The 6331-nt window shown below is 61.2% G+C and carries 4 protein-coding genes; all 4 read right to left on the bottom strand.

Translation table 11 applies throughout. The features are described 5' to 3' along the window. Positions 1 to 117 precede the first annotated feature (117 nt). Entirely contained in the window at positions 118 to 2709 is a 2592-nt protein-coding gene (locus tag GV819_RS29705; protein WP_161759597.1) for a FimV family protein, read from the bottom strand. 206 nt (positions 2710 to 2915) lie between these two features. Further along, on the bottom strand, positions 2916 to 3926 hold the full coding sequence (locus GV819_RS29700) for an aspartate-semialdehyde dehydrogenase (RefSeq protein ID WP_161759596.1): 1011 nt from the start codon (positions 3924 to 3926) through the stop codon (positions 2916 to 2918). Positions 3927 to 4072: 146 nt separating this feature from the next. Then, entirely contained in the window at positions 4073 to 5185 is a 1113-nt protein-coding gene (asd, locus tag GV819_RS29695) for an aspartate-semialdehyde dehydrogenase (RefSeq protein ID WP_161759595.1), read from the bottom strand. A gap of 54 nt (positions 5186 to 5239) precedes the next feature. Then, the gene (gene leuB, locus GV819_RS29690; RefSeq protein WP_161759594.1) at positions 5240 to 6322 is read right to left on the bottom strand and encodes a 3-isopropylmalate dehydrogenase; all 1083 of its coding nucleotides are present in this window, start codon (positions 6320 to 6322) and stop codon (positions 5240 to 5242) included. Positions 6323 to 6331: the final 9 nt, after the last annotated feature.

The following is a 6331-nucleotide window of genomic DNA, read 5'->3' as shown; positions in this document are numbered from 1 at the left end:
CTACCCGCCCTTTCGGCGCCTTTTACGAAGACCTGCTGGTCTGAACAGCGCCAAAACCTGCAGAAACAAAAACGGCAGCCTCATCGGCTGCCGTTCCGTTCAAGCGACCGAGTCGCCTCAGGCCAGACGTGTAAGCATCTCTTGAGCTTCGTTCTTCTGCCCGTCGCTACCTTCACTCAACACTTCACCGAGGATGTCCCGCGCGCCATCGCTGTCACCCATATCGATATAGGCCTGGGCCAGATCGAGCTTGGTGGCCACCTCATCACTACCGGAGAGGAAGTCGAAGTCGGCCTCCTCAGGGGACGCAGCAGCATCTTCAGCGGTGAAAGTCGGCGCCGCTGGCTCCGGCTGGTCAAGGCTCTGGGCCAGGCGATCGAGTTCGGCGTTAACATCATCCAACTCGGAAGCGAAGGCATCCTTGGGCTCTGCCGCAGCATCCATCTCGTCAGCCAGGGACAGATCGAAATCCGCCGACAGGTCCAGGTCATCCAAGGCCGCTTCGGTAACGGTCGGCACATCGCCAACCGGCAAGTCCTTGAGATCGTCGTCGAGGCTCAGCAGGAAATCGTCATCGCTCGCAGCCGCCACCGGCAGGTCAGCCCCCAGGTCCAGGTCGAAATCACCCAGATCGTCCAGGCTTTCCTCTGGCGCCACCTGCTGCTCCAACACCGAGCCGAAGCTCAGGTCATCATCCAGCGGAAAATCTTCAAGCTCTGCTTCAGGCTCGGCCGTCAGCACCGCCGGTGAGGCAGCCTCCAGATCATCCAGGCTCAGATCGAAATCCGCATCCAGGCCTTCCACAGGTGCAACTGGCTCCGAAGTTTCCGGCTCATCCAGCAGCAGCTCCTTGACGTACTGGGCATCCATCTCAGCGGCCACCGCCGCCGTCGCCAGGCCCGCTACCGCCGCTACCGCGACCATCGCCGGGAAGCGGCTTTTCAGCTGCTCGACCTGGGCATGGTTATCGCCATTGGCCACCAACTGCCGCTCCTGGGCAACAAAGGCACTGCGATCACCCTGGTGCGCGTAAACCTCCATCAGCTTGAGACGCAGATCGCTGCGCTGAGGCTCCAGCTTGATCCCTTCCTCAAGAAGGGCCGCAGCCTGATTCAGGCGGCCGCCGTCGATGTGGTTCTGAGCCTGGCCCAGTACATCGGCCGCTCGCTCAACCGGAGCTGCAGGCACTGGCACAACCACCGGAGCCGGTGCTGGAGCTGGAGCTGGAGCTGGAGCTGGAGCTGGAGCTGGAGCTGGAGCGAGTTTGACGCTTGGCGGCGGAACCTCAAGACCTTCGAAACTAGCTTCCGGCAGGTCCATTTCCTCGGTGAAATCACTTTCCTCCGACAGCGCCCGAGCCATGCGCAAATGCTTTTCCGCTTCCTGCCGAGCCTTGCGGCGACGGGCCAGCAAGAGCAAAAACAGCAGCAGGACCAATACCGAGCCACCACCCACCAACCCCAACAGGAGCGGATTGGTCAGCAGATCACCGTACTTGTCTTCGTCAGTCTTGGCAGCCACAACTTCCGGCGCCGGGCTGGCCGCCGGCTCGCTGACCGGAGCCGCGGGAGCCGCAACCGGCGCCTCAGGCTTGGCCACCAGCTCCGCTGGCATCGCCGCTGCAGACGCTGTGGCACTCGTGCCATCGGCCTGCAGTTTGGCCAACTGGTTGTTCTTCAATTCGATCAGGCGCTGCAGCTTGTCCAATTGGCTTTGCAGATCCGCCATGCGCTCTTTGAGCTCAGCGTTGTCACGACGGGTCGTGTCCAGGCTTTCCTGAGTCACTGCCAGCTTGTTGTTCAGCGCCTTGCTGTCTCCCGCGGCGCCCTTGCCACGAGCCTTGCCGTTCTCCGCAGAAACCAGGCTCAGACTGTCCTTGGTATTGACCTGTTTTGGCGCTTTGTCAGCACCGGCACGCCGGGTCGCATCCACTTGTTGCTGACCACGAGCGCCGCCACGACGCCCCTGACGCCAGGCAGCATTCTGCGCAGCAACTTCGGCAATCGCCTTGGGCTGCGGCAACGCTGTGCTTTGCACTACGTCAGGCAGACGCAAAACCCTGCCAGTCTTCAGCCGATTGATGTTGCCATCGATGAACGCATCCGGATTCAACGCCTGGATCGCCAACATCGTCTGCTGGATCGAAGCACCATTACGGTTCTTGGCGGCAATCTCCCAGAGCGTGTCACGCTTCGCAGTGGTGTACTGCGCAGGCTTGCTCACTTTGCTGGCAGCGGTGGTCGGGGTATTCACCGCCGGACCACTAACCGGCGCAGCCTGAGCAGCAGCGGCAGCGGCTTGCGGGGAAAATTTCGAAGGATCCAACAGCACGCTGTAGTCGCGCAGCAGGCGGCCGTTGGGCCACATCACCTGGACCAGGAACTTGACCATCGGCTCCGACAGCGGCTGGCTTGAGGTCACCCGCAGCACACTCTTGCCGCCAGGAACCAGAACAGGGGTAAAGCTCAAGTCATTGAGAAAAGCCTGGCGATCAACGCCAGCCTTGGCGAACTCGTCTGCCGGAGCCAGGCTCGGCACCACTTCGGCAGCCGTGAGGTCCTTGACATCAAGCAGTTCGATTTCTGCTACCAGAGGCTGGTTCAGACTCGACTTCAGGGTCAGCTCCCCAAGCCCAAGCGCCTGCGCCATACCGGAGGACAGCGCCGAGGCGGCCGCTATTGCTAACACCAGTTTGCGAACTTGAACCATAGCCTCATCCTTTGTTTGAACGTTCCTCGGCCAGCGAGAAGGTTTTGTAGCGGCTGCCATTAAGGCACTGCGCAGGGTCATGAACGACCACCACGCGCGATTAATTCCTGCATGCCCCGGGAGCACCTGACGGCCACTCACCTACAGCAACTTGCCAAGCATAGCGCCCAGCTAGATTCATTCTGCGAATTGTTGCCAAGTATCTTTTACAGCAGGTCTTTTATCAACAATTCAGCCAACTGCACAGCGTTCAACGCCGCGCCTTTGCGGACGTTGTCCGAGGTCAACCACAGATTCAGCTCCGCCGGATCATCGACCCCGCCACGAACCCGCCCCACATAGACTACATCCTGGCCCACAGCGTCACCCACGGCGGTCGGATAATCACCCGCTTCCACCAATTCCAGGCCAGGCGCCGCCTCCAACGCCGCATTGACCGCCGCCAAATCGACCACCCCCGCTGACTGCAGAGTCACGCTATAGCTATCGCCAAAAAACACCGGCGCTTGAATGCAAGTGACAGAAATCTTTAATAAAGGCTGCTCCAATACCTCGCGCAACTCTCTGACCAGGCGTTTTTCCAGCAAGGTATGGCCCTGGGCATCCGGCGTACCTACTTGGGCCAGCAGATTGAAAGCCACCTGGCGATCGAAGAAACGCGGCTCCAGCGGACGCACATTCAGCAACTCAGCGGTCTGCCGGGCCAGCTCGCTGACGGCTTCGCGGCCCTGGCTGGAAATCGCCAGGCTGGCGGTCAGGTTGACCCGTTGGATATCCAGCAAGCCCTGCAATGGCGCAAGCGCCACCGCCAGCGCCGTGGCCGAGGCACTCGGGCTGCTCAGTTGCACCGGCCTTTTCAAGCCGGCCAGTACCTGGGCATTGGCTTCAGGCACGACATTCGGCGCCTGGGCCGAGGGCAAGGCTCCCGAAAGATCGATCACTGCGCAGTTGGCTGCGCTGGCGCGGGGCGCGAAGCTCAGGGTTACCGCCGGGCCCGCGGCGAAAAACGCCAGCTGGACCTTGCTGAAGTCGAACTCGTCGACTTCACGGACCCGGACGTTCTTGCCGCGAAACGGCACAGAGTGACCGGCCGACTCGCTACTGGCCAACAGGTGCAGGTTGGCAACTGGAAAATCACGCTCTTCAAGAATCTGCACCAGGGTTTCGCCGACAGTACCGGTGGCACCGATCACGGCAATATCAAAGGACGGGGTCATGGTGCTACCTCAGGCGGAACGGGGGGAGCGGCACTTTACCCGGCACGGGGTAACGAGGCAATTCGCGGGCAAGCCCGACGCCGGCAACAGGTATAAAAAAACCCGCACCTTGTACAAGGTGCGGGTTCTTTCAGACGCTCAAGCGATCAACGCTCCAGCAAGATCCGCAGCATGCGGCGCAGCGGTTCGGCCGCACCCCACAACAGTTGGTCGCCAACGGTGAACGCACCAAGGAACTGCGAGCCCATGTTCAGCTTGCGCAGACGGCCCACCGGGACGTTCAGGGTGCCAGTGACCTTGGTTGGGCTCAGCTCCTGCATGCTGATATCACGCTGGTTCGGCACCAGCTTGACCCACGGGTTGTGCTGGCTGATCAGCCCTTCGATATCGGCAATAGGCACGTCTTTGTTGAGCTTGATGGTCAGCGCCTGGCTGTGGCAGCGCATCGCGCCGATACGTACGCAGATGCCGTCCACCGGGATCGGGCTCTTGAAGCGACCGAGAATCTTGTTGGTCTCGGCCTGGGCCTTCCACTCTTCACGGCTCTGGCCGTTGGGCAGCTCCTTGTCGATCCAGGGAATCAGGCTGCCAGCCAGTGGCACGCCGAAGTTTTCGGTCGGGTAGGCATCGCTGCGCATGGCTTCAGCCACGCGGCGATCGATGTCGAGGATGGCGCTGGCCGGATCGGCCAGTTGATCAGCGACCGCAGCGTGGGTAGCGCCCATCTGCTTGATCAGTTCACGCATGTTCTGCGCGCCAGCGCCGGATGCTGCCTGGTAGGTCATGGCACTCATCCACTCCACCAGGCCGGCTTCGAACAGGCCACCCAGGCCCATCAGCATCAGGCTGACGGTGCAGTTGCCGCCGATGTAGTTCTTGGTCCCGGCATCCAGTTGCTGGTCGATGACCCGGCGGTTCACCGGGTCCAGGACGATCACCGCATCATCCTGCATGCGCAGGCTGGAGGCCGCGTCGATCCAGTAACCCTGCCAGCCGGCTTCGCGCAGCTTGGGGAAGACTTCACTGGTGTAGTCGCCGCCCTGGCAGGTCAGAATCACGTCGAGGGTTTTCAACTCTTCAATGCTGTAGGCGTCCTTCAGCGGAGCAATATCCTTGCCCACCGACGGCCCCTGGCCACCCACATTGGAAGTGGTGAAAAACACCGGTTCAATAAGATCGAAGTCCTGCTCTTCCAGCATCCGCTGCATGAGCACGGAACCGACCATACCGCGCCAACCGATCAGACCTACACGTTTCATCGCAACTACACCTATACAAAAGTGGGCCACTGTCTGTGCAGTGGGCCCGAAAGATTACAGATTCCGCAGCGCGGCGACTACTGCATCGCCCATTTCCTGCGTACCGACTTTGGTGCAACCTGCCGACCAGATGTCACCGGTGCGCAAGCCCTGATCCAGCACCCGGCTCACGGCCTGTTCGATGGCGTCCGCCGCCTCGTTCAGGTTGAAGCTGTAACGCAGCATCATCGACACCGAGAGAATGGTCGCCAGCGGGTTGGCAATGCCTTGCCCGGCAATGTCCGGCGCCGAGCCGTGGCAAGGTTCGTACATGCCCTTGTTGTTGGCATCCAGAGACGCCGACGGCAGCATGCCGATGGAGCCGGTCAGCATCGAGGCCTCATCGGAGAGAATGTCGCCGAACAGATTGTCGGTGACGATCACGTCGAACTGCTTCGGCGCACGCACCAGCTGCATGGCGGCGTTGTCGACATACATATGGCTCAGCTCGACATCCGGGTAGTCCTTGGCCACTTGCTCGACCACTTCGCGCCACAGCTGGCTGGAAGCCAGGACGTTGGCCTTGTCCACCGAGCAGAGCTTCTTGCCACGCACCCGCGCCATGTCGAAACCGACCCGGGCAATACGGCGGATTTCGCTCTCACTGTAAGGCAGAGTGTCGTAGGCCTGGCGCTCGCCATTTTCCAGCTCACGGGTGCCACGGGGGGCGCCGAAGTAGATGCCGCCGGTCAGCTCGCGAACGATGAGGATGTCCAGACCGGAAACGATTTCTGGCTTCAGGCTCGAAGCATCGGCCAGTTGCGGGTAAAGAATCGCCGGACGCAGGTTGCCGAACAGGCCCAATTGCGCACGGATTTTCAGCAGGCCGCGTTCAGGACGAATATCGCGCTCGATCTTGTCCCATTTCGGGCCACCCACGGCGCCCAGCAGCACGGCGTCGGCAGCCCGGGCACGGTCCAGGGTTTCATCGGCCAATGGCACACCATGCCGATCGATGGCCGCGCCACCAATCACATCGTGGCTCAGCTCGAAGTCCAGGCTGTACTTGGTGTTGGCGAGAGTCAGAACCTTGACCGCCTCGGCCATGATTTCCGGGCCAATACCGTCACCTGGGAGAATCAGAATCTGCTTGCTCATGCTTTCCTC

It is taken from the genome of Pseudomonas sp. Fl5BN2 (assembly GCF_009908205.1).
Lineage (GTDB): Bacteria > Pseudomonadota > Gammaproteobacteria > Pseudomonadales > Pseudomonadaceae > Aquipseudomonas.
Note: the sequence above shows the minus strand (reverse complement) of the source record. Positions and strands in the feature narration are given on the sequence as shown.